Genomic DNA, 25,106 nt, shown 5'->3' on the forward strand with positions numbered 1-25,106 from the left:
AAACACAATGCGTCAAACAGCCACGGCGGCATCCGCCGGCGCCGTCCCCTCCCCCCAGCCGTCAGCCAGCGTCGAAGGCACCGTCTTCAGGGTGATCGTGGCGATCAGCTTCTGCCATCTGCTCAACGACATGATGCAGTCGCTGCTGCCCGCGATCTATCCGGGGCTCAAAAGCGAGCTGAACCTCAGCTTCGGGCAGATCGGCATGATCACACTGGTCTATCAGATCACCGCCTCGATCCTGCAGCCGCTGGTGGGCCTCTATGCCGACAAGCGGCCGACGCCGATGGCGCTGCCGGGCGGCACGCTGTTCTCGCTGACGGGTCTGGCGGTGCTGTCGGTGGCGCATGTCTATCCGTTGGTGCTGCTGGGCGCGGCGCTGCTGGGCGTGGGCTCCTCGGTGTTCCATCCCGAAAGCTCACGCGTGGCGCGCATGGCCTCGGGCGGGCGGCATGGGCTGGCGCAGTCGATGTTCCAGGTCGGCGGCAATGCCGGACAGGCGCTGGGCCCGCTGGCCGCCGCGCTGGTGGTGGTGCGCTGGGGCCAGTCGAGCCTGGCCTTCTTCGCCCTGCTGGCGCTGCTGTCCGGCGCGATCCTGTGGAATGTGGCGCAGTGGTATCGCCATCACGGGCTGGCCCGGCTGAAGATCGGCAAGGGCGCGGGCCATGTCGAGCTTCCGCGCGGTGACGCGGCGCGCGGCATCTCGATCCTGCTGGCGCTGATCTTTTCAAAATATGTCTATCTCGCCAGCCTCACCAGCTATTTCACCTTCTATCTGATCCACCGCTTCGGCGTGTCGGTGCAGAATGCGCAGTTCCACCTCTTCGCCTTTCTGGCGGCGGTGGCCGTGGGCACGGTGGTCGGCGGCCCGCTGGGTGACCGCTTCGGGCGCAAATATGTGATCTGGTGCTCGATCCTGGGCGCGCTGCCCTTCACGCTGCTGCTGCCCTATGTCAGCCTGTTCTGGACCGGGCCGCTGACGGTTATCATCGGCCTGATCCTTGCCTCGGCCTTCCCCGCCATTGTGGTCTTCGCGCAGGAGTTGGTGCCGGGCAAGGTTGGCATGATCTCGGGCCTGTTCTTCGGCTTTTCCTTCGGCATGGGCGGGCTTGGTGCCGCCGTGCTGGGCTGGATCGCCGACCGGGCGGGCATCGAGGCGGTCTATCAGATCTGCGCCTTCCTGCCCGCCATCGGCCTGCTCACCGCCTTCCTCCCGACTATGGAGAAAAAGCGATAAGGTTTAATCCAGCAGGGCATTCAAGGCGGGCAGGAAATGCCCGCGATGCTCTGCAGGGATGCGCATCATCAGATCGTCCTCGAAACGGGTCACGAGGCCCCGCACCTCTTCCAGCCGCGCCTCGCCCGTTTCGGTCAGCACGATGGCCTGCGACTTGCGGTCGATCGGCTGACGCGCGATCAGCCCGGCGCCCTCCAGCCGGTTGAGCAAGGGCACCATATTGGCCCGCTGAATATCGAGCAGCCGCCCGATGTCGCTGGAGGTCATATCGGCCCGACCGCCCACCAGCAGCAGCACCGAAGCATCCGAAATCTTCAGATCGAGCGCAGCAAGCCGCCCCGCCAGATCGGCCATCATCGCATTGGCCGCACGGCGCAGGGTGAAGCCCGGCAGCGCGCTCATCGGGTGATCGGCATCTCCGGCCACCACGGTCTCAGTCACATCATCCCCCAACGTCATACTCCATCATGCGTCTCGAACGACAGCATTCACATCGCTATCAGAAATAGCAACAGCAAGATTCCCGAGAGCATGCCACGACTGAGCCCACGGATGAAGAGCCCCGTTAAGCCAGATTCCGGGATGGGAGAAGCGGTATGAGCTTGATCGCATCCTGGATGCGGGAAGGTTTCAAGGAGAACATGCGAGGGCCATCGCCCTCGCGCTCCCTTTAATGTCTGCCTCAGCGCTTCGGGTTCAGCCTTGCTCTTAATTTGCAGCGCCGCAGGCAGTATTCCCTGCGTAGCGCAGACAAGATGAAAGCCTGCGGCGCTCTAGGAAGCACAGGTGGAGAGCCAAGGCGCACCAATTCGGCGCCACTGCCCTCTCGTCGGGAGACGTCATGGGAGCGCGAGGGGGTAACCCCCTCGCATCTTCTTACTTCCCTGAGACCCCTTCCGCGACCGGCACGGCCTCCACCTTGGGCTTCTTCTCCTTGTGAGGCCGATGGTAATGCAGCCCCTCGATCTCCAGACGCCGCCGCAGCATATAGTCCTCGCGCATGGCGGCATAGGCATCGCCCGAGTTGCGCGCGCCCTCGATCCGCGCATTGTTCTTCAACCGGCGGTCCATCGCGCCAAAGACGACCAGCGGCGCGCCATAGGCCGGATTGCGCGCCACGCGGCCAATCGAGAGCGGGATCACCAGACGGTCCAGCGTATTGCCGATCACATCGCGGATGGTCGTCGGCCCGACCAGCGGGAGAAAGAGGTAAGGCCCCGACTTTACGCCATAAAAGGCCATGGTGTCGGCAAAGCCATTGGGACGGCGCGGCAAATGCACAGGCTTGCGCTTGGCGATGTCGAACAGGCCCGCGACGCCGATGGTGGAGTTGATGAGGAAGCGCGCCACGGTTTCGGCGCTCTTGCCGACGCGGTGCTGCAGCAGGAAGTTGATCGCGATGTAGGGCTCGCGCAGATTGTGGACCATGTTGTGGATGCCGTCGCGCGCGGGCTCGGGCACGATGCGCTCATAGCCCCCGGCCAGCGGGCCCACGACCGCCCGGTCGACCGCCTGCACCGCGTCGAAGGAGACCTTGTTCACCGCTTCCAGCGGATCATAGCGCACATGACGGCGGGCCGAGACGATGATGTTGGGCTCTTCATCCTGAGCGACAGGCGCGGGCTCGGGCGTCGGCTCCGGCAGCGTGGGCACGATGACCAGCGGCGGTGCCTTGAAAGGCGCCGCGGTACTGTCAGCCGGCGCGGCATTGCTGGCCGGCTGCTGTGTGCAATCGGCGGTGCAACTCACCCCTTCGCCCTGTGTTGGCACAGGGTTCTGAGGCAGAGCCGGTGGTGCAAGCAGTGCAAATCCTATCCAAGCCGAAAGGCCAACAGCCACAGCGAAACATCCCCCCCCGGGAGTGTCCGAAAACCGGAAACACATCAAAAGCATATGGATGCCCCCATCCAGGGCGCGGTTGTAACAAATTGTACGCCAATGCCTAGAGGCTTTGCGATGGATTGCATGACCCAAAAGGGGTCAACATCCGGAGCGCCGCCCATGGAGGCCAACACGGGCAGAGCGGCGACTCATCGCTCACACGACACACTGCATTTTTGGTTAATCAAGTCGAGTCAAGGTTAAATTCTTGCCCTTACAACAGTGTTGCAACCGCAATTTACCCCACTTCACAAAACTTGTCTTCCTGATGGGAAGATACTATGAAGCCGCGTCTTTCGGGGGGTAGGTCTCTTGTCTACGATCGCGCTGGATCTGTTGGAATCCGTTCTTGCTCATCTCGATGGTGCGGAGCTGCATATTGCCGCCGCCCATGTCGCGGCCGCGATCGATGTCGTGCGTGAGGAGCTGGCCGGGCTGGCCACAAACGCCGAAGCTTCGGCCTGACCGCAATCTGCGGCCACAAACCGTCTCCCTTCCTGCCCTGAACCGACCACCGCTGCGGGACTCGTTCAGCCGCTCCATACCCGGAACGGCAGCGCTTGCGCCGCACAGCATGGCAACACGCGAATCGGGGTCGCGCCGCGCCCCGTCAGAGCGGGAAAATAAACACCAAAGCGCCGGAACTCTGCCACTCCCGCCGGGCCAATCGCAAGCTTCTGGCGGAATTTGTTAACCACATATCGGTTAGTCAGCCGCATGAGCTTCATGCCCTCCGACTTCCCGCCCTCCGCATCCCTGCCGGAGTTTGCGTTCCAGCCGCAGCCTCGGCGGCATCTGTCGGTCGTGGTGCCCTGCTACAATGAGGCGCAGGTGCTCGACACGCTGATCGCGCGGCTGGTGCCGGTCTGCCAGCAGGCCGCCGGGCAGGATTACGAGATCGTGCTGGTCAATGACGGCTCCACGGACACCACATGGGCGCTGATGTGCGACCATGCCGCGCGCCATCCGGGCATCGTGGTGGCCGATCTGGCCCGCAACCACGGCCACCAACTGGCGCTGACCGCCGGTTTGCAAATATGCCGTGGGCAGTTGGTGCTGGTGATCGACGCCGATCTGCAGGACCCGCCCGAACTGCTGCCCGCCATGATCCGCAAGGTCGAGGAAGGCTTCGATGTCGTCTATGGCCAGCGCGTGATGCGCCGGGGCGAGACGCTGTTCAAACGGGCCAGCGCGGCCGGGTTCTACCGCCTGCTCGACCGGCTGATCGATCTGCCGATCCCGCGCGACACCGGCGATTTCCGCCTGATGACCCGCCGCGTCGTCGACCAGCTCAACGCCATGCCCGAGCGCTTCCGTTTTATCCGGGGCATGGTGAGCTGGGTCGGTTTCGACCAGACCGCCCTGCCCTATGAACGCGACGAGCGCCTCGCCGGGCAGAGCCATTACCCGCTGCGCCGCATGCTGGCGCTGGCCTTCGACGCGATCACCAGCTTTTCGACGCTGCCGCTGCGCTTTGCCTCCTTTCTGGGCATGAGTTTCGGGCTGGCGGGCTTTGCCATGCTGGGTTGGGTGCTGCTCAACTGGATGAAGCATCACACCATCACCGGCTGGACCAGCATGATCGCGGTGGTGCTGATCCTGGGCAGCGTGCAACTGATGATCATGGGCGTTTTCGGCGAATATCTGGGCCGCATGTATATGGAAACCAAGCGCCGCCCGCTGTTCATCCTGCGCGAGCTGCGCGGCTATCAAGCTGAAGCCGCAACCTCGGAGAGCTTCCCTCCCCTGACACAGGACATCCCCCATGGCTGAGGCGGAATTCGATGGCGTGGCGGCCGATTATCACGCCCAGCACGCCGCCTCGATCCGCCTGAGCGGCGAGAGCACCGATTACTTCGCCCGCTACAAGGCGCAGGACACCAGCCTTCTGGCACGGCAGGCCGGATGCCAGGTGAAGGATCTGCTCGATTTCGGATCGGGCATCGGCAATGCGGTGGCGCCGCTGCGCGAGAGCTTTCCCGAGGCGCGACTGACCTGCCTCGACGTGTCAGTCCAATCGCTGGCGCTCTCCCGCCGCCAGCATGGCGAAGACATCCATTATCGCGCCTATGATGGCCAGCATGTTCCAGAGGATCTGGGCGCCTTCGACGCGATCTTCACCGCCTGCGTCTTCCATCATATTCCTGCCGGGCAGCATATCGACCTGCTGGCCCAGTTGCGCGGCCATCTGCGCCCCGGCGGGCTCTTCGTGCTGTTCGAGCACAATCCGTGGAACCCGCTCACCCGCCACGCGGTGGCCACCTGCCCCTTCGACGCCAATGCCGTGCTGATTTCCGCGCCAGAGATGCGGCGACGGATGCTGGCGGCGGGCTTTGCCGATTGCCGCATCCGCTATCGCATCTTCTTCCCCGCCCCCGCTGCTGCGCTGCGCCCGCTCGAACGCTGGATGACCAGCCTGCCGATCGGCGCGCAATATTCGCTGAGCGCGCGATGATCGCCAGCGCGCACCATCGCGGAACCCCGCCGGTTCTGGCGCTGCCCTGCCCCACCACCGGCAGGCTGACCGCGGGGGTGGCGTTGATGCTGGGCGTGCTGGGCTGGCTGCTGCTGCGCGCCATCCAGCCGATGAACGATGTGGTCTGGCAGTTCTGGATCGCCCGGCAGATGCTGGGCGGCACAAGGCTCTACACCGATATCTGGGAGGTCAATCCGCCGCTGTGGTTCTGGTCGGCCATGCCGGTGGAGGCGCTGGCCGAAAGCACCGGGATCGGCTGGCAATCGCTGCTCAGCGCGGCGGTGGCGGCCTCGGGTGCGTTTTCGGCATGGCTGGTGGTGCGGATTGTCGCGCCTTCCCGCCCGGTGCCCAGCCTTGCCCTGCTGGTGCTGGTCTTTGCCATGACCACCCTGCTGCCGCTGTCGGGGGTTGGCCAGCGCGAGCCATGGACCTTGATCCTCTGCCTGCCCTACACCGCACTGATTGCCCGGCGGCGCATGCGACTGCCGGTCTCGACCAGCATGGCGGTGACGGTGGGGGTGCTGGGCGCCTGTGGTTTTGCGCTGAAGCATTATTTCGTGCTGGTGCCGCTGGTGCTGGAAGGCTGGCTTGCGCTGGGACTGAAGCGCGGCTGGCGTCTGTGGCGCGCGGAATTGCTGGCGCTCTGCGTGCTGGGTCTGGCCTATGGTCTGGCGGTGCTGACGCTGGCACCCGATTTCCTGAGGGTGATCGTGCCGATGGTGCGCCTCGCCTACAACGCCGGTCCACCCCCGCTTGTCTTGGCGCTGGTCAAACCCTGCGGCGTGGCATGGCTGCTGACAGGCAGCTTCCTCTGGCTGATGCGGCATGAGCCGCGCCGCAAGCTCGGGCCTGTGGTCGATGCGCTCTATCCGGCACTGCTGCTGGTCACTGCCTGCTTCGTGCTCGCCTATCTGATACAGCAGCGCGGCTGGGATTATCACAGCATGGCGGCCAGCGGCAGCCTGGCCATCGCCCTTGGCCTGCAGGCCCTGCGCATGACGCGCCGGGGGCCCACGCTGGTCGCCCTGCTGCTGCTGGGCGGCATGATGGTCTTTCTCTATCCGCCGCGTCCGGCCGGTGGCACCCATGATCCCGCGCTCGACCGCGTGGCGGCCGGAGAGGCGGTGTTCGTCGCCTCCCACGATGCCGGGGCGACCTGGCCGGCGCCCGAGACTCGCCACCTGCGCTGGGCCTCACGCGCCTATTCGCTCTGGATGGTACCAGCCATTCTGGGCGGGGAGCGGTATGGGCCCGACAATCCCGCCTTGCGCGACCTGGGGGCAAAGGTGGTGCGGGAGACCTCGCGCGATATCCGCTGCACGCCTCCCGCGCTTATCCTGCTGGAGTCCATGCCCGGCGACCGCGCAGGCACATCCACCTTCGATGCCTTCCTGAAACGCGACGCCGATCTGCGCGCCTTCCTCGCCGCGCATTACACCGCTTTGCCCGCAACGCCCCGTAGCATGGCCTATGAACGGCAGGGCGTCGTGGCGCCCGACCCGCGCCTCTCCTGCCGGGTGATCCGCTAGAGCCAGGCCAAGCCCTTGATCTGGTGCAGTCGCGTTCCGATAAAGGTTGCGCCTTCATCATCGGGACATGACATGAAAAAGATTGGTTTTCTCTCGTTTGGCCACTGGTCGCCTTCCGCCCAGTCCGGCACCCGTTCCGCGGCGGATGCGCTGCTGCAGTCCATCGATCTGGCGGTCGCCGCCGAAGATCTGGGGGCGGACGGCGCCTATTTCCGCGTACACCACTTTGCCCGCCAGCTGGGGTCGCCGTTCCCGCTGCTGGCCGCCATCGGCGCCAAAACCCAACGCATCGAGATCGGCACCGGCGTGATCGACATGCGTTATGAAAACCCGCTGTACATGGTGGAAGACGCCGGCGCGGCGGACCTGATCGCCGGCGGGCGGCTGCAGCTCGGCATCAGCCGCGGCTCGCCGGAGCAGGTGATCGACGGCTGGCGCTATTTCGGCTATGCCCCGGCCGACGGCGAGAGCGACGCGGACATGGCCCGTCGCCATACCGAAGTGTTCCTGGAAGCGCTGCGCGGCGAAGGGTTCGCCGAGCCCAATCCACAGCCGATGTTCCCGAATCCGCCCGGGCTGCTGCGGCCGGAGCCGTTTTCCGCCGGGCTGCGCGATCGCATCTGGTGGGGCGCCGGTTCGAACGCCACCGCCGTCTGGGCGGCGAAGCTCGGCATGCACCTGCAAAGCTCGACGCTCAAGAACGACGAGACCGGCGAACCCTTCCACATCCAGCAGGCCAAGCAGATCCGCGCCTACCGCGCCGCCTGGCAAGAGGCCGGCCACGCGCATGAACCGCGGGTTTCCGTGAGCCGCAGCATCTTCGCGCTGGTGGATCAGCGGGATCGCAACTACTTCGGCGGCGGTGGCAAGGAGGGCGATCAGCTCGGATATATCGACGCGCAGACCCGGGCGATCTTCGGCCGCAGCTATGCCGCCGAGCCGGACGTGCTGATCGAGCAGCTGGCGCAGGACGAGGCCATCGCCGAAGCGGATACGCTGCTGCTGACCGTGCCTAACCAGCTGGGCGTGGATTATAACGCCCACGTGATCGAATCGATTTTAACCCATGTCGCGCCGGCGCTGGGCTGGCGCTGATCAGCAAAAAGAGCGTTTTCGCGGTTAGCGAGAACGCTCTTTTTGTGCAGGCCTGATCGCCGTGTTTTACGCGATGTGAAGCATATGAATCAGCCCCAGGCTGATCCCGCCCAGCACCGCCAGCGAGAGCACCACAGCGGCCGTCACCCGCCCGCCCGCATTGGCCACGCTGCGCATGTCGACCCCCAGCCCCAGCGCCGCCATCGACACCACCGTCAGCACGCTGGCCGTATCACCCGCCGGAGCCAGCAGGGCAGCAGGCACCAGACCCAGCGAACGCACCGCCGTCAGCGCCAGAAAGCCCAGGATGAACCACGGCACCAGATGATGCAGCGCGGGACGCTTGGCGACATCGCCGGCAGCATCATGGTTCAGGCGCGGCGCCAGCAGCGAGAGCATCACGCAGACCGGCCCCAGCATCAGCACCCGCACCAGCTTGACCAGCGTGCCCATCTGGATCGCGGCAGCTCCCAGCGGCGCGGCGGCGGCCAGCACCTGGGGCACCGCATAGACCGTCAGCCCGGCCAGCGCGCCATATTGCAACCCATCGAGATGCAGCGCGATCCCCAGCAGCGGCAGGCCCAGCACCACCACAACACCCAACACGGCGGTAAAGCCGATCGAGGCGGCAACATCATCGCCATCCGCGCCGATCACCGGCGCCACCGCCGCAATCGCCGAATTGCCGCAGATCGAATTGCCGCAAGCCACCAGCAGCGCCATGCGCGGCGGCAGGCCCAGCAGCCGCCCGATGCCGAAGCTGGCCGCAATCGCCGTGACCACGACGCCCGCAATGCCCAGCAGCATCCACGGCCCCACCGCCAGCAGCGTCGCCGCGCTGACCGACAGGCCCAGCAGCACCACCGCCGCCTCCAGCAGCACCTTGGCGCTGAAGGCGATACCCGGCAGATAGCTGCGGCGCGGCGTCCAGAGCGTGCGCGCCGCCGTGCCCAGCAGGATCGCCAGCACTAACGCTTCCAGCCAGGCGCGGCCCAGCAGCGCTTCTTCCACCTTCTGCAGGGCGTAAGCCGCGCCGGTTACGGCAAGGCACAGCGCCAGTCCGGGGGCGAGGCGGAAGAGGACGGGGCGGGTTTCGGCTGGCTGGGTCATGGCTGTTTCCCTTCAAGACAGGAAACAGGTGGGCCTTTCCGATCAATCTATCCAACGGTTGATTTCTATGGTTCTGATCTTCCTAGAGGATCAATAGGTAAGAGTTTAGGCCATAGGTGCGAGGGGGTTACCCCCTCGCGCTCCCATAACGTCTTCCGACGCCACCACATTGGCACCGCATCGTGGCGTACCAACTCTCCACCTGTGTTTGTCGGGTGATCGGTTCGATCACCTCAGCCGATCAGATCACCCAGTCCGGCTGTTGATCATAGGCCTTGATCACGCCCAGCAGCGCATCGCCCGCCTTGCCGCGATAACGCTCCTTGTGGCGGATGCCGAAGAAAGGCCGTTCGGGCAGGTGAAACGGCAGGGCATGCAAGGCGCGCGCCTCGATCGACGGCCCCACCACCAGCGCGGAGAGCACGCCATGCCCCACCCCCGCGCGCACCGCCGCCAGCACCGCCTCGTTCGAGGGCAAGGTCAGCGCGATGTTCAGCGCGGCAGGATCGAGCCCGCGATCCCTCACCGCCGCCTCGAAGGTCGAGCGTGTGCCCGACCCTCCCTCGCGCATGATCCATGGGGCGCCCGCCAGCCAGTCGTTGGTCACCGCCTCGACCGGTTTGGGCCCGACCATCACCATGCGGTCCTTCGCCACCGGCCATTGCGCCAGAGCGGGATCGTCGATGGCGCCCTCGATCAGCCCCAGCTCGGCATCGCCCAGCAGCACGGCGCGCGCGGCGCCCTCGGTGTTGTCGATGGCCACCGACAGTTCGATGCCGGGATAGCGGCGATGGAACACCGCCAGCCGCTCGGGCAGCCAATAGCCCGCGATGGTCTGGCTGGCCACCAGACGCAGCGTGCCGCGCTTCAGGCCGCCATAGTCGGCAAGGGCCTGCTCGGCGCTGGCGGCGCGGGCCAGTACGGCCTGCGCCTCCTCCAGAAACATGCGGCCCGCATCGGTCAGTTCGATGCCGCGCCCCACGCGGTGGAACAGCTTGACGTCATGGCGCGCCTCCAGCGCGGCGATGGCGCCGCTGGCCGCCGATTGGGTGACGTTGAGGGCCTGGGCGGCACGGGTGACATGCTCGCGCCGGGCGACCTCAACGAAAATGCGCAGTTGCTCAAGCGTCATGCGCAGCGATGTGCCCGCTGCCGTCTCCCTTGGCAAGCGGCGGGGTGGCGCCATGGCCGGTGGTCATGCTGCGCAGCACGCCGTCGCGGCGGATCAGCCCATGCATCAGCGCCGCGCCCAGATGGGCAAGGATCAGCGCGAAGAACAGCAGCGCCACCACCGTATGCGCCCAGCGCAGGAAGGCATAGAGCGCCAGATCATGCGGCAGGATCGCGGGCAGCACCAGCGGCCCCACCTGCACCGGATAGCCCCCGGCCGAAAGCATCGCCCAGCCAATCAGCGGCATGCCCAGCATGCTGGCATAGAGCAGCACATGCGAGCCCTTGGCGACCATCTGCTGCAGTTGAGGCAGATCGCTGGGCAGCGGCGGCGCGCCGGTCAGCAGCCGCAGCGGCAGGCGGATCAGCACCAGCACAAGGATCGCGATCCCCACCGGGCGGTGCAGCGCCAGCAGCATGGGATAGAGCGGCCCGGCGGTGGAGACCATGCCGACGCCGATGAACATCATCGCCAGCACCATCAGCGCCATCAGCCAGTGAAGCGCGCGCAGCAACGGGTGGAAGTCCTGAGGATGACGGCTCATTGACCCTTCTCCTTCAGCATGTCTTGTCCGGCGGCGCTGGTCCGCGGCCCCTCGCCCGCGCGGCGGGTGAAGGAGGTGGAATAGGTCTTCGACCGCGCGCCCAGCAAAGGATCGTCAGAGGGCGCGATGCCCGATGGCAGGATGGTGGGGTCGAAGTTGAGATCGCGGCAGGCGCCCTGTTCCTCGCTCTGCACGGCACTCAGGGTCAGCACCCCGGCCTCCACGCTGCGATGCGGGCCGGTCCATTCCACGGTGGCCTTGTCGGTGACATCGCCGGGGTTGGCGACCACCAGTTTGAGATGCCAGCGCGAGGGGCCCTTGGCGGTGCGCGCGATCATCTCCTTGAACAGGGCGTCGCGCGGCAGGTCCGCCAGCTTGGCCTTGTCGAGGCCGGTCAGCGGCGCCTCGGGCTCGAACTGCCAGCGCACGAAGCGGGTGACGCCCTTGGCATCGGTGAAGCGGAAGGCGTTGATGCTGTAATAGGTGGCATTGGCAAAGCTGTCGGGCAGCACCGCCTTGGCCATATAGGCCAGGAAGGCGGGCACCTCGGGATGGCTGACCATAAAGGGTTTGACCAGGGCCGGGTCGGGCTTGCCGGTCTTGGGATCGGGCGTGGTGGCGCGCTGCAGGCCCACGAAGCTGGGCACATCGGCCACCGGGAAGATCGGCGTATGGTCCATCGCCATGCGCCATTCCTGCCCGTCTGGGCTGCGCATCACCAGCGCCATCGAGTGGAAGACATTGCGCCCGTCACTGGCCAGCGGATTGCCCCCGCCCAGCGAGAAGCGCCCGGTCACCGGATAGCTGCCGGCACGCAAACTCGACGCGGTCGTCAGATCTTCCCCAGCGCCGCTCGCCTGGAACGAGCCGCTGAAACACAGCCCCTTGGCATGGGCGCGGCGATAGCCGGGGAAGACCCCGCCATTGGCTTCCAGCGCATTGGCCACCTCGCCGCCGCTGATGCGGTGCGGGCCGATCCAGCCGGCGGCCCAGCCCAGTCCTCCGGCCAGCACGAGAACAGTGGCGCCGATCAGCGCGGCGGGAACAAGAGGATTGCGTGTTGGCGGCATGGAGACATCCTGTCGGCAAGGCTTGGCGTGGAAGGCTTGAACATATCGGACGTATGAGAGGACCTCATATATCCGTTTCTTATACGAAGCCATCACCCAAAAGGATGCGTTCTCTTGTCAGCCCTGATGGTTGGGCTTGTCGAAGAGAGGGATTTATTCCTCTTCCTCACCGCCTTTTCGCCGGTCCTGTCCGGGCAGGATGTTGTCGTGAAAGGCCGGTGACAGGCGCCGCTCCATCAGGCGGCAGGCCTCGGCATGCAGCAGCAAGGCGCGCGAGATCGCCTGCAGCAGATCGATGTGCAGCGCCCGCCTGCCGATGCACAGATCGTCGATCTCCGCCTCGCTGAGCCCCAGGGTCCGCGCCGCCGCATGCGGACCGCCCAGCAGCTCGACCGCCAGGGCAAATCGTTCGATCTGTTCGACCGGAAGCATGGACCATCATCCCCTGCGGCCTGTTATGGCCTGCTTGTGCCATGCCCCCATTCATGCCGTCTGTCACCGGCAATTCAAACTTGCATCAGGGCATGAATTCTGATGTTAAGCGCCCGTGATGACGACAGGACAACCTGTCGCGTCCCAACCCGCATCGGTGCCCGCAAGGGCTTAATAGGGAACAAGGTGAGGATCATCCGATCCGAAACCGGGCTGTCCCTGCAACTGTGAGCGGCGAGTGCGATGCACGCGGCATCCTGCCAAAGGCGCGGGATGCGGCCACTGGGCCAGACGCAAAATCATGCGGGGCTCGGGAAGGCTTGTGCACCGCGCGACGACCCGCGAGCCAGGAGACCTGCCGCTGCGTGTCGCTCTTGCCCGGTCCAGGGGATGGCCAAGGCACGGATATCCGTCTGAGCGACGATCAGCATGGCCGGGGGCCATGGACGCCGCAGCGAGCGGGCCACAGCGCCTGCCCGCCTCGTTTCGGCGCGGGACTGACCGTGCCGGATCGGCGCGGGCCAGACCTTGCCCCCTGCCCGTCGCCCGGCGCCGGAGATTGATGATGAAGAGACCGTCAGGCCCCGTCCGTAACCCTGGGTGAAACAGGGTGTAACACCGCGCCAACCGTAAAGAACTTGTCCGCCGCGGCGGCAGTTCGCAGGCCCGGCGAGGCCGCACCGGCATCGCACCCGGCACGCATCACGATATCGATAAAAGAAACAGGGGGATCACCCATATGACACGCAACCTTCGCAAGAGGCCGCAGACGGCCCTGCGCCCGATCTGGCTGGCCGCCAGCATGCTGGCGCCGCTCGGCAGCGCTCAGGCCCAGACCGCCGCAGAGGCCGACAACATCCTGGTCATCGGCCAGCAGAGCCAGACGCTCACCCGGCCCGACGCCACCGGCAGCCGCCTCAACCTTACCCCGCTCGAGACCCCCGCCTCGATCGCCAGCATCGATGGCGAGGCGATCCGCGCGCGCGGCGACATGTCCATCGCCGAGGCCGAGGCGCGCGCGCCCGGCTTCTTCAATGTCGGCAACCCCGGCAATGGCGGCACGGCGCTGGCGGCGCGCGGCTTTGCCGGCCAAGGCTCGATCCTGCAACTGATCGACGGGGTGCGTCTGTTCCCGGCGGCGGGCACCATCACCTTCCCCACCGACCCGTGGATGGCCGAGCGCATCGATATCCTCAGCGGCCCGGCCTCGGTGCTTTATGGGCAGGGATCGCTGGGCGGCGCGGTCAATGTGATCATGCGCAAACCCAACACCCAGCGCACCGAGTTCGAGAGCGAGATCGGCTATGGCTCGCAAAACACCTTCCATGCCGCCGCCGGGCTTGGCGGGCCGATCGGTGAGCGGCTCTCCTACCGTGTCGATGCCAGCTATCGTCGTTCGGACGGCTATGTCGATCGCGGGCATTCGGACAGTCTGGCGCTGTCGGGCACCTTGCGCTGGGCCACCACCGACAGACTGACCTTCACCCTGCGAGAGGATTACGGCGACCAGCATCCGATGAAATACACCGGCACGCCGCTGGTGAACGGCAGGCTGGATCTGGGGCTGCGCCATCAGAACTACAATGTGGGCGACGCGCATATACGTTACCGCGACAACCGCACCACCTTGCAGACCGACTGGACGCCGTCAGACAGCATCAGCCTCACCAATCTGGGCTATGTGCTGACCAGCAAACGCCAGTGGCGCGATCTGGAAAGCTATTGCTGGGTGGGGGCTAATGGCAATTGCCACAATGGCTACAACTATAGCCCCGCGACGCCCGGCAACATCTATCGCACCGACAATTTCGGCATCGGCCATGACCAGACCCAGTGGGGCGATCAGGGCAGCGCCACGTTCAAGATCCCGCTGTCGGGCAACATCAGCACCGATCTGGTGGTGGGCTTTGATGTCAACAGCATCGCGCTCACCTATTCGAACGATTTCGGATCGGACGTGCAGGAAGACAGCGTGACGCCCACCGGTTTCAACCCCGGCCTGTTCTACGACACGCAGGGGATTGCTCCACGCTATCGCACCCAGACGACCGAATATGCCTTCTTCGCGGAAGACCGGCTGAAGTTCGGAGACAAGTTCTCGCTCATCACCGGCATCCGGCATGAGAATGACGAGATCAAGCGCTGGACCCGGACCTATCCCACCGGCAATGGCGGCGTGGATGCGTTTGTGTTCGACAAGAAACTGACCAACACCACCTGGCGCGTGGGCGGCGTCTATCAGCCGGTGCCGACCGTGTCGCTCTATGCGCAATACAGCACGGGCACCGATCCGCTCGGCACGCTGACGACCTATTCCTCCGCCCAGACCCAGTTCAGCAATGCCACCGGCAATCAGGTGGAAGTGGGCGCCAAGGGCAGCTTCTGGGGCGGGCGCGGCACGGCGACGCTGGCGGCCTATCGCATCGTGAAGAAAGGCCTGCTCTATCAGCAGACGCTCTCCAGCCCGATCCAGCAGGTGGGGCAGCAATCGTCGAAGGGGATCGAGGCTTGGGTGTCGCTCAATCTGCCCGCCGGTTTCGGGATCGACGCCAATGGCACGGTGCTAAAGGCGCGCTATGACGACTTCTTCTCCGGCGGGGTCAGCTTTACCGGCAAGGCGCCGCCCAATGTGCCGCAACAGGCCGCCAATCTGTGGCTGCGCTGGGATGCGACCAAGCAGATCCGCGCTCAGGCGGGGCTGCGCTATGTCGGGCACACCTACTCGGATACCGCCAACACCTTCCGCGTGCCGGCCTATGCGGTGGTGGATGCGGGGCTGGCCTATGCCGTGAACCGGCATGCCTCGGTGGATGTCCATATCTACAACCTGCTGGACAAGGCCTACGCCCAGACCACCTACAATGACGAGCAGTGGATTCTGGGCCGCCCGCGCTCGGTCGACGTCTCGCTGCGCACCAAGTTCTGAGGGTCTGAACCATGGCATGGCAGCATCAGGCCAAACGCTGGCTTTACCTGACCCACCGCTGGGTGGGCATTGTCACCTGCCTGCTGTTTGCCATGTGGTTCGCCTCGGGGCTGGTGATGATCTATGTGCCCTATCCCTCGCTCTCGCCCGCCCAAAAGCTGGCGGGAGCGCAGGCGATCGACTGGCGGGCGGTGAATGTGCCGCCACCCGTTTCCCCCGACACACGCGCCCTGACGCTGGAGATGCGCGATGGCCAGCCGGTGTGGCGCTTGGAACCATGGGGGGCGCCCACAATCACCCTGCCCGCGCATGGCGGCGCCGTGCTGCCCCCGGTGGATGCGGCTGTAGCAAGGCGGGTCGCGCAGGGTTTCAGCCATACAACGGTGCGCGATGTCAAACAGATCACCCGCGACCAATGGACCGTCGCGGGCGGCTTCGACCGCCACCGCCCCTTGTGGAAGGTCAGCCTGGCCGATGCGGCGGGCACACAGCTCTATGTTTCCTCCAGCAGCGGCGCGGTGGTGCAGGCCACGACGCAGCGCATCCGTTTCTGGAACTGGCTGGGGTCGGTGCCGCACTGGCTCTATCCCACCGTGCTGAGGCAGGACAATGCGGCATGGCGGCAGGTGGTGCTATGGGTTTCGGGCCCCTGCATCGCCGGAGCCCTGGCGGGGATCTGGATCGGCCTGCTGCGCACGCGTGTGGGGCACCGGCGCTTCAAGGGCGGGCGGATGACACCCTATCACGGCTGGATGCTGTGGCACCATGTCTCGGGGCTTGGCGGAGGCCTGTTCCTGATGGCATGGATTTTCAGCGGCTGGCTCTCGGTCGATCCGGGACGGTTGTTCCAGAAGGCCGATCTGCCGGAGCAAGCCGAGCGTGCCTATGCGATGGGCACGCCGATGCCATCGGTGACGCTGGAGCGATTGCGCGCCCTGGGCAGCGATGCAAGGCAGATCCGGCTGTCGCGCGATGGCGGGCTGGCGCGGCTTGCGATCTTCAACGGCGATGGCATTCGTCGGGTCTACGATGCCAGTAACGGACAAGCCTTAAGGCCCTCAGACGCCACCATCGCCAAGGCCGCCCAAACCCTCATCCCCTCCGGCCACCTTATCGCCATCGAGCGGCTGACCGCGCCCGATGCCTATTGGTACGATGTAGGCGCCCTGCCCCGTCTGCCCGTCCTGCGCCTGCGCTTCGACGACCCCGCGCAAAGCTGGTTGCATATCGATCCCGAAACCGGCGTGATCATCGAACATCTGGACTCGCGCCGCCGCACCTATCGCTGGCTGTTCGATCTGCTTCACAAATGGGACCTCAATGCGCTGACGCTCCACCGCCCCTTGTGGGACATCTGGCTGTGGCTGTGGTCGCTGCTGGGGCTGGTCACTTCGGTCAGCGGCGTGTGGATCGGCTGGAAGCGGCTGAGGCGCGCCTGAACCATCAAATCCGCGCCGAGATCGGGCGATGGTCCGACAGGGTCAACGGATCGGCGCGGTAGTCGAGCGGCGCCAGATCGCCGCTGGCGATGATATGGTCAAAATCCCGCCGGGGCCGCCATGAAGGCCAGCTTGCCGGAGACGTTCCGGCCGGGCGCCCGTCGGTCAGCGCGCAGAAACCGGCAATCGGCGCGCTGGCGCCGCCACAATTGAAATCGCCCATCGCCACCCAGCGCGGCGCCCGCGCCAGCCCTCTGGCGATGACGGCAAGCTGCGCCGCCTGATCCGCCGCCCCAAGGCTGAGATGCAGGCAGGCCACCCGCAGGCGCTCCGGCCCCGCCACATCGACGATCAGGCAGCCCCGCCCCGCCACGCGGCCCGGCAGCTTCAGATCCTCCACGATCTCCAGCGGCCAGCGGCTCAGGATCGCATTGCCGTGGCGCGACACGCCGGGGATCACCCGGTTCTGCTGGACCGCGACAAAGCCATGGCCCGATGCCGCCGCGATCAGCTCGATCTGGCTGCGATAGCCCGCGCGCCGCCCGCCCAGATCCACTTCCTGCAGGCAGACCACGTCATAAGGGGTGATCTCCCGCGCGATCTCGCGCAGGATCGCGGTCTTGGCGGCGGTGTGGATCACCTGCCGATGCGCGTGGAACAGATAATCCCGGTAGCGCTTGGTACCGATGCCGGCCTGAATGTTCCATGTCAGCAACTTCATGGCGCAGTCAGCCTTTTTTCGTCACAACGGTCGATAAAGCGAAGTTGCGAAGGAGCCACCTTGTTCCCGACAGTCTCATATCCGCTGATGCTCCACGTGCTGGTCGCAACCATCCTGTCGCTGCGCGTGCTCTATCGCAAGCTTCAGGTGAACAGTGCCTTGGCCTGGATCGTGGTGCTGATCGCCATGCCGATCGGCGGGCCAGTGCTCTATGTGCTGTTCGGCGCCCCCAATCTGGGGCGGCGCAGGCTGGAGCTGGGGCACCGCATCCGCAGCTATTACGAGAAGGCCTATGCCATCGCCCGCGCCGATGCGGCCAGTGTGGATGCAATCCCCCAGCCTTTCAACGCGATGGCGGCTTCGATCGCGCGGGACAGCGGCTTTCCCGTGCTCTCGCATAACCGCTACACGCTGCTGAGCGACGCGGGCGACATTCTGCAGCGCATGGCCAGCGACATCGACGCCGCGCGATGCGACTGCTGCCTTGAGTTCTACATCATCGACCCGCGCGGCCGCGTGGAGGCGGTGCTGGAGGCGGTGCTGCGCGCGGCGGGACGCGGCGTTGCCTGCCGCATTCTGGCCGATGATTTCGGCAGCAAGGGCTTCTTTCGCTCGGACTGGCCCGCGCGGCTGAAAGCGGCCGGAGTCAGCGTCACGCGATCACTGCCCGTCGCGCCAATCCGCAATTTTTCGAAACGCACCGATCTGCGCAACCATCGCAAGCAGCTCATCTGCGACCGGGCGGTGGCCTATATGGGCAGCTTCAATCTGGTCGATCCGCATTTTTTCAAGGCCGATGCCCATGTCGGCGAATGGATCGACCTGATGATGCGGATCGAGGGGCAGATGGTCGATGCGCTGGCCTGCGTGTTCCATGCCGATGATCTGCTCGACCGGCCCGACACAGATATCGACGATAAGGCCCTGCGCGCCCTGCCCTTCGACCAGCAGAAGCCTCCCCTGCCCGAGGGGCGGATGCTGATGCAACTGCTGCCCTCCGGCCCGGAAATGCCCAGCTCCACGATCTATGAGGTGATCGTCGCGGGGATTTTCAACGCGCGACAAAGAGTGCGCATCGTCACCCCCTATTTCGTGCCCGATCAGGCGGTGCTGCTGGCGCTGACCTCGGCGGCCAAGCGCGGCATCGCGGTGCAGATCATCGTGCCGCAAAAGGGCGACAGCCGCATGGCGCAATATGCCAGCCAGTCCGCCTTCGACAGCCTGCTGGAAGCGGGGGTGGAGATCCTGCGCTTCACCGGCGGGCTGCTGCATGCCAAGGCCCTGCTGATCGACGAGAGCATCACCGTCTTCGGCACCGTCAACATGGACATGCGCAGCTTCTACCTCAATCTGGAGATGAGCCTGCTCCTCTATGAACCGCAGGCCAGCGCGCAACTCGATGGCATCCTTGATGGTTATGCCGCGCGCAGCAGTGCGATCGATCCCGCCGCATGGAAGCAAAGGCCCTGGCGGCAGCATTTTCTGGAAAATCTCTTCCGGCTGGCCGGGCCGCTGCTTTAACGGCGCCTGCTGCGCCCGATTGCGAACAGCAGCGCCCCACCGATCAGCGTTGCCACGGCGGGCTGGGCGACAGCGATGATGGTGATAAAGATGAATTCGCCATAGCCGCAGCCGCCCTCGAACGTGTCGTGGCGCAGCGCGCAGACCGAGCTATGGTCGAAAATCCACGGGCCCACCCAGCAGAAGCCCGCCACCGCATGCAGCGGCATCAGCAGGCCGAGGCATGCCGCCCCAATCCCCGCCGCGCGTTGCGACAGGGTGCGAAACGGCAGATAAAGCCCCAGCACCGCCATCACCGGGCTGGCCAGCAGCAGGATCAGCATCATTGGTCTGGTGCCTTGCGGCGGCGCATGCGGCGGATCGTCAGGAAGGATGTCAGCAACGTCACCGGCGAGACCATGGCGGCCAAGAGCATAATCACGCCCAACCCCATGGCATCGCCATAGCCGACGCCACCCTCACGATGCATCTGGCTGAAAACATAGAGCAGCATCGCCCCCGGCACGACCAGACCGCAGGCGATCACCGCCAGCCAAGGCCTGTCCACGCCACCCAGCCGTCCGGCCAGCAAGGCCATCAGCAGCGTCGGCAGGATGATGGCGGCGGCCACGACAAACACGGTCAGCAAGGTTTCAGCCATGCAACCCTATCGCCCGATCGCAGCGCCAAGTCACGCCCTCTCTCAGGCGTGAGGACGCGGCTCCCCGAACAGGCGCGCGGGCAAGCGCGCGGCCATCAGAGCGCAGCCCAGCAACACCGGCACCAGCACCAGCGAGGCGCCCAGCGTGCCCGAGCCCCCCGTCCAGCGCGGCGAGGCGAAATAGGCCCCGCCGATCAACGCCACACCCAGCGCCGTGCCCAATTGCTGGCTGGTCTTGAGCAGGCCGCTCGCCGCTCCGGCATGGCCCGGCTCGACATGGGCCACGGTGATCGGCCCGATGCTGCCCGAAGCCATGCCCATGCCCATGCCAGTCAGCGCCACCAAGGGCAGCGCCGCCAGCAGCGAGCAGCCCGTCAGGCCCACCAGCAGCAGCACGCCTGTGCCCGCGGCGGCCATCGCCAGGGCTCCGGCGGCGGGCACCCAGCGCCCGAAACGCGGCAGATAGCGGCGCCCGATGCCGCCGATGCCCAGCATCACACCAAGGCTGAAAGGCATATGCATCAGCCCGGTCTGCAGCGGCGACAGGCCGCGCTCGCCCTGAAGCGCGAAGGCGAAGATCAGCAGAAAGCCGCCGCTGGCCAGCGAGAAGCTGGCCGCGATGATGATGCCCAGACGGAAGCTGGGCACGGCAAACAGGTCGGGGGCGAACAGCACCGGTTGAGCCTGTCGGCTGCGTTGCCGCAGATGACGCCATCCCAAAGCAAAGCAGATGGCCGATGCCGCAAGGCTGGCCAGTTCCGGCAGGCCGAGCCCGGCATGCTCCATGGCGATCAGCGGCCAGACTAGACCGGCAATGGCCAGCGCGAACAGCAACGTCCCCAGCGGATCAAATCCGCTGCCATGGGGCGAACGCATCGCAGGCAGAAAGCGCAGGCCCATCAGCATGGCGACCAGCCCCACCGGCGCATTGACCAGAAAGATCATCCGCCAGCCAAGGCCAAACAGATCGGCATGGATCAGCAAGCCGCCCAGAATGGGCCCGGCAATCGCCGCCAGCCCGCCGATCACACCGAACAGCGCCAGCTTGTGAACACGCTCGAGCGGGTCGAAGAGGATCTGCATCAGCGCCAGCGACTGCGGCGCCATCAGCGCTCCGGTCACCCCTTGCAGAATGCGCGCGGCGACCAGTTGCCCGCCGCTGCCCGCCACACCGCACAGCACCGAGGCCAGCGTGAAGCCCGCGACGCCGGTCACGAACATGCGGCGATAGCCCAGCGCATCGCCCAGCCTGCCGCCCAGCATCAGGCAGATCGCAAAGCTGAGCGCATAGCCCGCCGCCACCCATTCGGAGACCTGCGGGCTGGCGGCGTAATCGTGCTGAATGGCAGGCAGAGCGGTGTTGACGATGGTGAGATCGACGATCTCGAGCACCAGCGCGATCACCAGAGTCAGCACGGCCAGAGTCTTCTGGCCGTGCGACAGGGTTGGAACGGTCATGATGGAAGGCCCCCCGCCTTCTTTGTTGGTGCCTTATTTCAGGCCTTGCAGATAGGCGACCACGGCGGCGCGGCGCTTGGCATCGGGGATGGCGATGACCATGCGCGTGCCGGGCACCATCTTGCCGGGCGCGGCGAGGAAGCGGTCGAGATTGGCGGTATTCCACACCACGCCCGAGGACTTCAGCGCGGGCGAATAGCTGGCGAAATCGCTCGAACCGGCCTTGCGCCCGGCCACGCCGAAGACGTTGGGGGCGATGGCGGGCTTGGCGCCCTTGGTGTTGACGTGGCACATCTGGCACTGCTGCTTGAAGATGGCGGCGCCCTCCACGGCAGGCTGGGCCGAGGCCAGCGCGGGCGTGAGCAGAGCAGCCAGCGCGAGCGGCAGGGTACGAAACAGGGTCATGATGGGTCTATCCAATCTTGGGGGGTGAGTTGCCGGGCGCGTCAGATCGCGCCCGCTTTCATCTGCGTGACGGCATAATCCGCCGCGCGGGCGGTCAGCGCCATATAGGTCAGCGAGGGGTTCTGGCAGGCGCTCGACGACATCTGGGCGCCATCGGTGACGAACAGATTATCGATCTGATGCGCCTGGCTCCATTTGTTGAGCACGCTTGTCGCCGGGTCATGGCCCATGCGCGCGCCGCCCATCTCATGGATCGCGGTGCCGCCGGGGCCGGGGCGGTCGAAGCCGAAGATCACATGGCCGCCCGCCGCCGTCAGCATGGTCGCGGCCTCCTTCTTGGCGTCGGCCAGAGCGGCCATTTCTTCCTTGCCGTGGTTGAAGCTGATCTCCAACTGAGGCACGCCCAGCGGATCGAGCTTTTTCGACAGCGCCAGCCTGTTGGTCACGCGCGGCACGCTTTCGGCAAAGACCACCAGCACCATGCGCCATGCGCCGGGTTCGCGCAGATGGTTCTTGTACTCCGCGCCGATGCCCGCCTCGCGTTCGCCCGCTGTCCAAGTGGATTGCAGCGCGCCGCCCTGAAAGGAATAGCCCCGCGTGAAACCATCGCCGTCCAGCTTCTCCAGATTGCGGAAGCGCGGGATCACGATGCCGGTGGGGCGGTTGCCGAAGGTGGTGTGCTCCTCGAAACCGGGCATGATCGCGGCGGCCGAGAGCGTGTTGGCATGGTCCATGATATGGGTGCCCAGCACGCCGCTGCCATTCGCCAAGCCACCCGGCATCGCCTCGCTGGCCGAATTGAGCAGCAGATGCACCGAGTTGAAGGCGCCCGCGTTGAGGAACACCATCCGCGCGGTGGCGCTCTTGCGCGCCTTGGTCTGCGTGTCGATCCAGCGCACGCCGGTAACGCGCCTGGTGGCCGGATCGTAATCGACCTTCTCGACCTGAGCATTGGTGATGACGGTCAGCCGCCCGGTCGCGGTGGCGGCGGGCAAGGTGCTGGATTGCGTCGAGAAATAGGCGCCGAAGGAGCAGCCGCGCATGCAGATGTTGCGATACTGGCAGGGTCCGCGCCCCAGTTCGGGCTTGGCCTCGGTGAGGTTGGCGGTGCGGCCCACGGTGAGGCAGCGGTCGGGCCATTGCTTCAGGATGCGTTCGCGCACAGCCTGTTCGACGGCGTTGAGCGCCATCGGCGGCTGGAAATGGCCGTCGGGAAGCTGGGCCAGCCCTTCCCTGGCGCCGGACACGCCCACGAACTCTTCCACCTTGTCATACCAAGGCGCCAGATCGGCATAGCGGATAGGCCAGTCGGTGCCGTGGCCGTCGCGCTTGTTGGCGCCGAAATCATAGTCCGACCAGCGATAGCACTGGCGCCCCCAGGTCAGCGAACGCCCGCCCATTTGATAGGAGCGGAACCATGTGAAGGCGCCCTCACCAACTTCGTAGGGATTCTGGGCATCGTTGACGAAGTGGTTCTGGGTGAATTCGGTGAAGTGCCGGTTCAATTGCTGCACCGGATAGTCGCGCGCATAGAGCGCAGCATCGCCCTCGCCCCGGAACGGCATCTCCCAGGGTGTTTTCATCTCGGTGGTGTAGTCGGCGCCATGTTCGATGGGGCGTCCGCGTTCGAGCATCAGCACCTTCAGACCGGCCTCGGTCAGTTGCTTGGCGGCGAGGCCCCCGGTGATGCCGGAGCCGACAACGATGGCGTCAAAATCGTGATTGGTCATGGCTTTATCCAAAATCCACGGCGGTCCAGTCGCTGGACCAGGCGCGGTCGCCCTTGTGCAGAGGGATGTCATTGTCCCAGCGGCCGGGGACGGGGTCGTAACGCAGCTCCTTCGAGCCGCCTTCCTCGCTGGTGTAATAGCCGGTGAGGATCAGCGTCTTGATCGCGCGCCATGGCGAGGGTTGCGCGGGTGGCGGGCCAGCGGGGAAAGCCTCCGCATCCAGAGCCGCGAGCAAGGCGTGGCGCTGCGCCGGGGTCTGGGCCATGAAGTCGCCCTTGGCGCGGCGGTTCAGCTCCTGCTGCAGCCACAGGTCATGGCGCAGCGAGCCATCGGCGCGCAGCGGCCATCCGGCAGGCGCATCCTTCACCGGCGCGCGCGTGCCTTTCAGCCCATGCGCCAGTGCGAGGCTGAGGAAAGCCCCGGTGCCAACCTCGCCCGCACCCGCGGTGGTGGTGCGGGGGATCACCAACTGGCTGACCTCCTTGAGCATGGCGCTTTGCTGCGCGGTGGGCGCCTCTCCGGCAGGCAGAGCGGCCAGCAGGCGGCCCGGCGTGGTGCCCAATGCTGCGGCCCACAGGCCTGCCGCGCTGAGGAATTCGCGTCGGTTCCAGGGGGTCATGGCTGAAGTCCCATCAGCTTTTGGTTGAGCGCGCGATCGGCGCCGGATTTGGCGAAATCGTCGAAGGCATGGGGCGTGGTGCGGATGATATGTTGCGCGATAAAGGGCGCGCCTTCTGCCGCGCCATCCTCGGGATGCTTGAGGGCGCATTCCCACTCCAGCACGGCCCAGCCGGCATAGTCATACTGCGCCATCTTGCTGAAGATCTGCGTGAAATCGACCTGCCCATCGCCCAGCGAGCGGAAGCGTCCCGGCCGGTCCACCCAGCTCTGATAGCCGCCATAGACGCCGCTGCGGCCATTGGGGCGCAGCTCGGCATCCTTCACATGGAAGCATTTGATGCGCTCGTGATAGATGTCGATAAAGGCCAGATAATCGAGATGCTGCAGCACGAAATGGCTGGGATCATAGAGAATGTTCGCGCGCGGATGATTGCCCACGCGGTCGAGGAACATCTCGAAGGTCACGCCATCGTGCAGATCTTCGCCGGGATGCAGTTCGAAGCCGATGTCGACGCCATTGTCCTCATAGACATCGAGGATCGGCTTCCAGCGGCGGGCCAGCTCATCGAAAGCGTCTTCCACCAGACCGGCGGGACGCTGCGGCCAGGGATAGACATAGGGCCACGCCAGCGCGCCGGAGAAGCTAGCATGGGTGGTCAGTCCCAGACGGCGTGAGGCCACTGCCGCCAGCTTCACCTGCTCGACAGCCCATGCCTGACGCGCCGCGGGATTGCCGCGCACATGCGGCGCGGCGAAGCCGTCGAATTGAGGATCGAAGGCGGGATGTACCGCCACCAACTGGCCTTGCAGATGGGTCGACAGCTCGGTGATCTCCAGGCCTTTGTCGGCCAGCATCCCCTTGATGTCGTCGCAATAGGCTTGGCTGTCGGCGGCCTTCTCCAGATCGAACAGGCGCCGGTCAGCCGGGATCTGCAGGCCCTTGTAACCCAGACCCGCCGCCCAGTCGGCAAGACCCGACAGCGTGTTGAATGGCGCCGTATCGCCCAGGAATTGTGCCAGGAAGATGCCCGGCCCCTTGATGGTTCTCATGTCTCTCCCCGCTTCATGCGATTCTTCGCGAAGCATTATCAGAACTTTCA

The 25,106-nt window shown here is 65.7% G+C and carries 25 protein-coding genes and 1 riboswitch; of the genes, 9 read left to right on the forward strand and 16 right to left on the reverse strand.

Features of this window, described 5'->3' with window-relative positions; genetic code table 11:
* The first annotated feature begins 7 nt into the window (after window positions 1–7).
* Window positions 8–1,237, forward strand: coding sequence for an MFS transporter (locus tag ABDW49_RS15235; RefSeq protein WP_343612858.1), 1,230 nt, complete (start codon window positions 8–10; stop codon window positions 1,235–1,237).
* A 3-nt stretch (window positions 1,238–1,240) separates the two neighbouring features.
* Here the strand turns inward: ABDW49_RS15235 and ABDW49_RS15240 are convergent, their stop codons facing one another.
* Complete coding sequence (locus ABDW49_RS15240; protein WP_343612859.1) at window positions 1,241–1,678, reverse strand: MarR family transcriptional regulator; 438 nt, start codon at window positions 1,676–1,678, stop codon at window positions 1,241–1,243.
* Window positions 1,679–2,113: 435 nt separating this feature from the next.
* On the reverse strand, window positions 2,114–2,986 hold the full coding sequence (locus ABDW49_RS15245; protein WP_343612860.1) for a VacJ family lipoprotein: 873 nt from the start codon (window positions 2,984–2,986) through the stop codon (window positions 2,114–2,116).
* Between the two features lie 468 nt (window positions 2,987–3,454).
* On the opposite strand from ABDW49_RS15245, the gene ABDW49_RS15250 reads away from it, so the two are divergent.
* Complete coding sequence (locus ABDW49_RS15250) at window positions 3,455–3,583, forward strand: hypothetical protein (protein ID WP_343612861.1); 129 nt, start codon at window positions 3,455–3,457, stop codon at window positions 3,581–3,583.
* A gap of 65 nt (window positions 3,584–3,648) precedes the next feature.
* Here the strand turns inward: ABDW49_RS15250 and ABDW49_RS15255 are convergent, their stop codons facing one another.
* A complete protein-coding gene (locus tag ABDW49_RS15255) occupies window positions 3,649–3,846 on the reverse strand; it encodes a hypothetical protein (protein WP_343612862.1) in 198 nt (65 codons plus the stop codon).
* Between ABDW49_RS15255 and ABDW49_RS15260 the strand changes: the two genes are divergently transcribed.
* The 4 genes from ABDW49_RS15260 (at window position 3,845) to ABDW49_RS15275 (ending at window position 8,218) form a co-directional block, all read left to right on the forward strand.
* Window positions 3,845–4,891 carry a glycosyltransferase family 2 protein gene (locus ABDW49_RS15260; protein WP_343612863.1) on the forward strand — a complete coding sequence of 349 codons (1,047 nt, stop codon included), beginning with the start codon at window positions 3,845–3,847 and terminating at the stop codon, window positions 4,889–4,891. The two genes, ABDW49_RS15255 and ABDW49_RS15260, sit on opposite strands and share 2 nt — an antisense overlap.
* The gene (locus ABDW49_RS15265; protein WP_343612864.1) at window positions 4,884–5,573 is read left to right on the forward strand and encodes a class I SAM-dependent methyltransferase; all 690 of its coding nucleotides are present in this window, start codon (window positions 4,884–4,886) and stop codon (window positions 5,571–5,573) included. Before ABDW49_RS15260 ends, ABDW49_RS15265 begins: the two co-directional genes overlap by 8 nt.
* Complete coding sequence (locus ABDW49_RS15270; protein WP_343612865.1) at window positions 5,570–7,123, forward strand: hypothetical protein; 1,554 nt, start codon at window positions 5,570–5,572, stop codon at window positions 7,121–7,123. The genes ABDW49_RS15265 and ABDW49_RS15270 overlap by 4 nt, the downstream gene beginning before the upstream one ends.
* Before the next feature lie 72 nt (window positions 7,124–7,195).
* Entirely contained in the window at window positions 7,196–8,218 is a 1,023-nt protein-coding gene (locus ABDW49_RS15275; protein ID WP_055313476.1) for an LLM class flavin-dependent oxidoreductase, read from the forward strand.
* 66 nt (window positions 8,219–8,284) lie between these two features.
* Here ABDW49_RS15275 and ABDW49_RS15280 read toward each other — a convergent pair whose 3' ends face one another.
* The 5 genes from ABDW49_RS15280 to ABDW49_RS15300 form a co-directional block, all read right to left on the reverse strand.
* On the reverse strand, window positions 8,285–9,328 hold the full coding sequence (locus ABDW49_RS15280; protein ID WP_343612866.1) for a putative sulfate exporter family transporter: 1,044 nt from the start codon (window positions 9,326–9,328) through the stop codon (window positions 8,285–8,287).
* Between the two features lie 241 nt (window positions 9,329–9,569).
* On the reverse strand, window positions 9,570–10,460 hold the full coding sequence (locus ABDW49_RS15285) for a LysR substrate-binding domain-containing protein (protein WP_343612867.1): 891 nt from the start codon (window positions 10,458–10,460) through the stop codon (window positions 9,570–9,572).
* Window positions 10,450–11,043, reverse strand: coding sequence for a cytochrome b (locus ABDW49_RS15290; RefSeq protein WP_343612868.1), 594 nt, complete (start codon window positions 11,041–11,043; stop codon window positions 10,450–10,452). The genes ABDW49_RS15285 and ABDW49_RS15290 overlap by 11 nt, the downstream gene beginning before the upstream one ends.
* Window positions 11,040–12,113: a catalase family peroxidase gene (locus tag ABDW49_RS15295; RefSeq protein WP_343612869.1), complete on the reverse strand. Its 1,074-nt coding sequence runs from the start codon at window positions 12,111–12,113 to the stop codon at window positions 11,040–11,042. The genes ABDW49_RS15290 and ABDW49_RS15295 overlap by 4 nt, the downstream gene beginning before the upstream one ends.
* 153 nt (window positions 12,114–12,266) lie before the next feature.
* Complete coding sequence (locus ABDW49_RS15300; RefSeq protein ID WP_343612870.1) at window positions 12,267–12,545, reverse strand: hypothetical protein; 279 nt, start codon at window positions 12,543–12,545, stop codon at window positions 12,267–12,269.
* Window positions 12,546–12,683: 138 nt separating this feature from the next.
* Window positions 12,684–12,923, forward strand: a riboswitch (cobalamin riboswitch).
* Window positions 12,924–13,284: 361 nt separating this feature from the next.
* Here ABDW49_RS15300 and ABDW49_RS15305 point away from each other — a divergent pair.
* Window positions 13,285–15,471: a TonB-dependent receptor gene (locus tag ABDW49_RS15305; protein ID WP_343612871.1), complete on the forward strand. Its 2,187-nt coding sequence runs from the start codon at window positions 13,285–13,287 to the stop codon at window positions 15,469–15,471.
* 11 nt (window positions 15,472–15,482) lie between these two features.
* A complete protein-coding gene (locus tag ABDW49_RS15310; protein WP_343612872.1) occupies window positions 15,483–16,910 on the forward strand; it encodes a hypothetical protein in 1,428 nt (475 codons plus the stop codon).
* A 4-nt stretch (window positions 16,911–16,914) separates the two neighbouring features.
* Here ABDW49_RS15310 and ABDW49_RS15315 read toward each other — a convergent pair whose 3' ends face one another.
* Window positions 16,915–17,631 carry an endonuclease/exonuclease/phosphatase family protein gene (locus ABDW49_RS15315; RefSeq protein ID WP_343612873.1) on the reverse strand — a complete coding sequence of 239 codons (717 nt, stop codon included), beginning with the start codon at window positions 17,629–17,631 and terminating at the stop codon, window positions 16,915–16,917.
* Between the two features lie 60 nt (window positions 17,632–17,691).
* Between ABDW49_RS15315 and cls the strand changes: the two genes are divergently transcribed.
* The gene (cls, locus tag ABDW49_RS15320) at window positions 17,692–19,152 is read left to right on the forward strand and encodes a cardiolipin synthase (protein ID WP_343612874.1); all 1,461 of its coding nucleotides are present in this window, start codon (window positions 17,692–17,694) and stop codon (window positions 19,150–19,152) included.
* Here cls and ABDW49_RS15325 read toward each other — a convergent pair.
* The 7 genes from ABDW49_RS15325 to ABDW49_RS15355 are packed head-to-tail and all read right to left on the reverse strand — an operon-like array spanning window position 19,149 to window position 25,056.
* Entirely contained in the window at window positions 19,149–19,478 is a 330-nt protein-coding gene (locus tag ABDW49_RS15325) for a hypothetical protein (protein ID WP_343612875.1), read from the reverse strand. The two genes, cls and ABDW49_RS15325, sit on opposite strands and share 4 nt — an antisense overlap.
* On the reverse strand, window positions 19,475–19,792 hold the full coding sequence (locus ABDW49_RS15330) for a hypothetical protein (protein WP_343612876.1): 318 nt from the start codon (window positions 19,790–19,792) through the stop codon (window positions 19,475–19,477). Before ABDW49_RS15330 ends, ABDW49_RS15325 begins: the two co-directional genes overlap by 4 nt.
* 42 nt (window positions 19,793–19,834) lie before the next feature.
* Window positions 19,835–21,250, reverse strand: a complete 1,416-nt coding sequence (locus tag ABDW49_RS15335; RefSeq protein ID WP_343612877.1) for an MFS transporter — start codon at window positions 21,248–21,250, stop codon at window positions 19,835–19,837.
* Window positions 21,251–21,283: 33 nt separating this feature from the next.
* A complete protein-coding gene (locus ABDW49_RS15340) occupies window positions 21,284–21,655 on the reverse strand; it encodes a c-type cytochrome (protein WP_343612878.1) in 372 nt (123 codons plus the stop codon).
* A 41-nt stretch (window positions 21,656–21,696) separates the two neighbouring features.
* The gene (locus tag ABDW49_RS15345; RefSeq protein ID WP_343612879.1) at window positions 21,697–23,385 is read right to left on the reverse strand and encodes a GMC family oxidoreductase; all 1,689 of its coding nucleotides are present in this window, start codon (window positions 23,383–23,385) and stop codon (window positions 21,697–21,699) included.
* Window positions 23,386–23,389: 4 nt separating this feature from the next.
* A complete protein-coding gene (locus ABDW49_RS15350) occupies window positions 23,390–24,004 on the reverse strand; it encodes a gluconate 2-dehydrogenase subunit 3 family protein (protein ID WP_343612880.1) in 615 nt (204 codons plus the stop codon).
* Window positions 24,001–25,056, reverse strand: coding sequence for a sugar phosphate isomerase/epimerase (locus ABDW49_RS15355; RefSeq protein WP_343612881.1), 1,056 nt, complete (start codon window positions 25,054–25,056; stop codon window positions 24,001–24,003). Before ABDW49_RS15355 ends, ABDW49_RS15350 begins: the two co-directional genes overlap by 4 nt.
* Between the last annotated feature and the right edge of the window lie 50 nt (window positions 25,057–25,106).

Source organism: Novosphingobium sp. (genome assembly GCF_039595395.1).
In the GTDB taxonomy this organism is placed as follows: domain Bacteria; phylum Pseudomonadota; class Alphaproteobacteria; order Sphingomonadales; family Sphingomonadaceae; genus Novosphingobium.

Excerpts from the sequence above, each read along its gene's own strand:
- ABDW49_RS15235 (WP_343612858.1), top strand. The coding sequence starts at position 8 with ATGCGTCAAACAGCCACGGCGGCATCCGCCGGCGCCGTCCCCTCCCCC.
- ABDW49_RS15260 (WP_343612863.1), top strand. The coding sequence starts at position 3,845 with ATGCCCTCCGACTTCCCGCCCTCCGCATCCCTGCCGGAGTTTGCGTTC.
- ABDW49_RS15255 (WP_343612862.1), bottom strand. The coding sequence starts at position 3,846 with ATGAAGCTCATGCGGCTGACTAACCGATATGTGGTTAACAAATTCCGC.
- ABDW49_RS15265 (WP_343612864.1), top strand. The coding sequence starts at position 4,884 with ATGGCTGAGGCGGAATTCGATGGCGTGGCGGCCGATTATCACGCCCAG.
- ABDW49_RS15270 (WP_343612865.1), top strand. The coding sequence starts at position 5,570 with ATGATCGCCAGCGCGCACCATCGCGGAACCCCGCCGGTTCTGGCGCTG.
- ABDW49_RS15275 (WP_055313476.1), top strand. The coding sequence starts at position 7,196 with ATGAAAAAGATTGGTTTTCTCTCGTTTGGCCACTGGTCGCCTTCCGCC.
- ABDW49_RS15280 (WP_343612866.1), bottom strand. The coding sequence starts at position 9,328 with ATGACCCAGCCAGCCGAAACCCGCCCCGTCCTCTTCCGCCTCGCCCCC.
- ABDW49_RS15285 (WP_343612867.1), bottom strand. The coding sequence starts at position 10,460 with ATGACGCTTGAGCAACTGCGCATTTTCGTTGAGGTCGCCCGGCGCGAG.
- ABDW49_RS15290 (WP_343612868.1), bottom strand. The coding sequence starts at position 11,043 with ATGAGCCGTCATCCTCAGGACTTCCACCCGTTGCTGCGCGCGCTTCAC.
- ABDW49_RS15295 (WP_343612869.1), bottom strand. The coding sequence starts at position 12,113 with ATGCCGCCAACACGCAATCCTCTTGTTCCCGCCGCGCTGATCGGCGCC.
- ABDW49_RS15300 (WP_343612870.1), bottom strand. The coding sequence starts at position 12,545 with ATGCTTCCGGTCGAACAGATCGAACGATTTGCCCTGGCGGTCGAGCTG.
- ABDW49_RS15305 (WP_343612871.1), top strand. The coding sequence starts at position 13,285 with ATGACACGCAACCTTCGCAAGAGGCCGCAGACGGCCCTGCGCCCGATC.
- ABDW49_RS15310 (WP_343612872.1), top strand. The coding sequence starts at position 15,483 with ATGGCATGGCAGCATCAGGCCAAACGCTGGCTTTACCTGACCCACCGC.
- ABDW49_RS15315 (WP_343612873.1), bottom strand. The coding sequence starts at position 17,631 with ATGAAGTTGCTGACATGGAACATTCAGGCCGGCATCGGTACCAAGCGC.
- ABDW49_RS15325 (WP_343612875.1), bottom strand. The coding sequence starts at position 19,478 with ATGATGCTGATCCTGCTGCTGGCCAGCCCGGTGATGGCGGTGCTGGGG.
- ABDW49_RS15330 (WP_343612876.1), bottom strand. The coding sequence starts at position 19,792 with ATGGCTGAAACCTTGCTGACCGTGTTTGTCGTGGCCGCCGCCATCATC.
- ABDW49_RS15335 (WP_343612877.1), bottom strand. The coding sequence starts at position 21,250 with ATGACCGTTCCAACCCTGTCGCACGGCCAGAAGACTCTGGCCGTGCTG.
- ABDW49_RS15340 (WP_343612878.1), bottom strand. The coding sequence starts at position 21,655 with ATGACCCTGTTTCGTACCCTGCCGCTCGCGCTGGCTGCTCTGCTCACG.
- ABDW49_RS15345 (WP_343612879.1), bottom strand. The coding sequence starts at position 23,385 with ATGACCAATCACGATTTTGACGCCATCGTTGTCGGCTCCGGCATCACC.
- ABDW49_RS15350 (WP_343612880.1), bottom strand. The coding sequence starts at position 24,004 with ATGACCCCCTGGAACCGACGCGAATTCCTCAGCGCGGCAGGCCTGTGG.
- ABDW49_RS15355 (WP_343612881.1), bottom strand. The coding sequence starts at position 25,056 with ATGAGAACCATCAAGGGGCCGGGCATCTTCCTGGCACAATTCCTGGGC.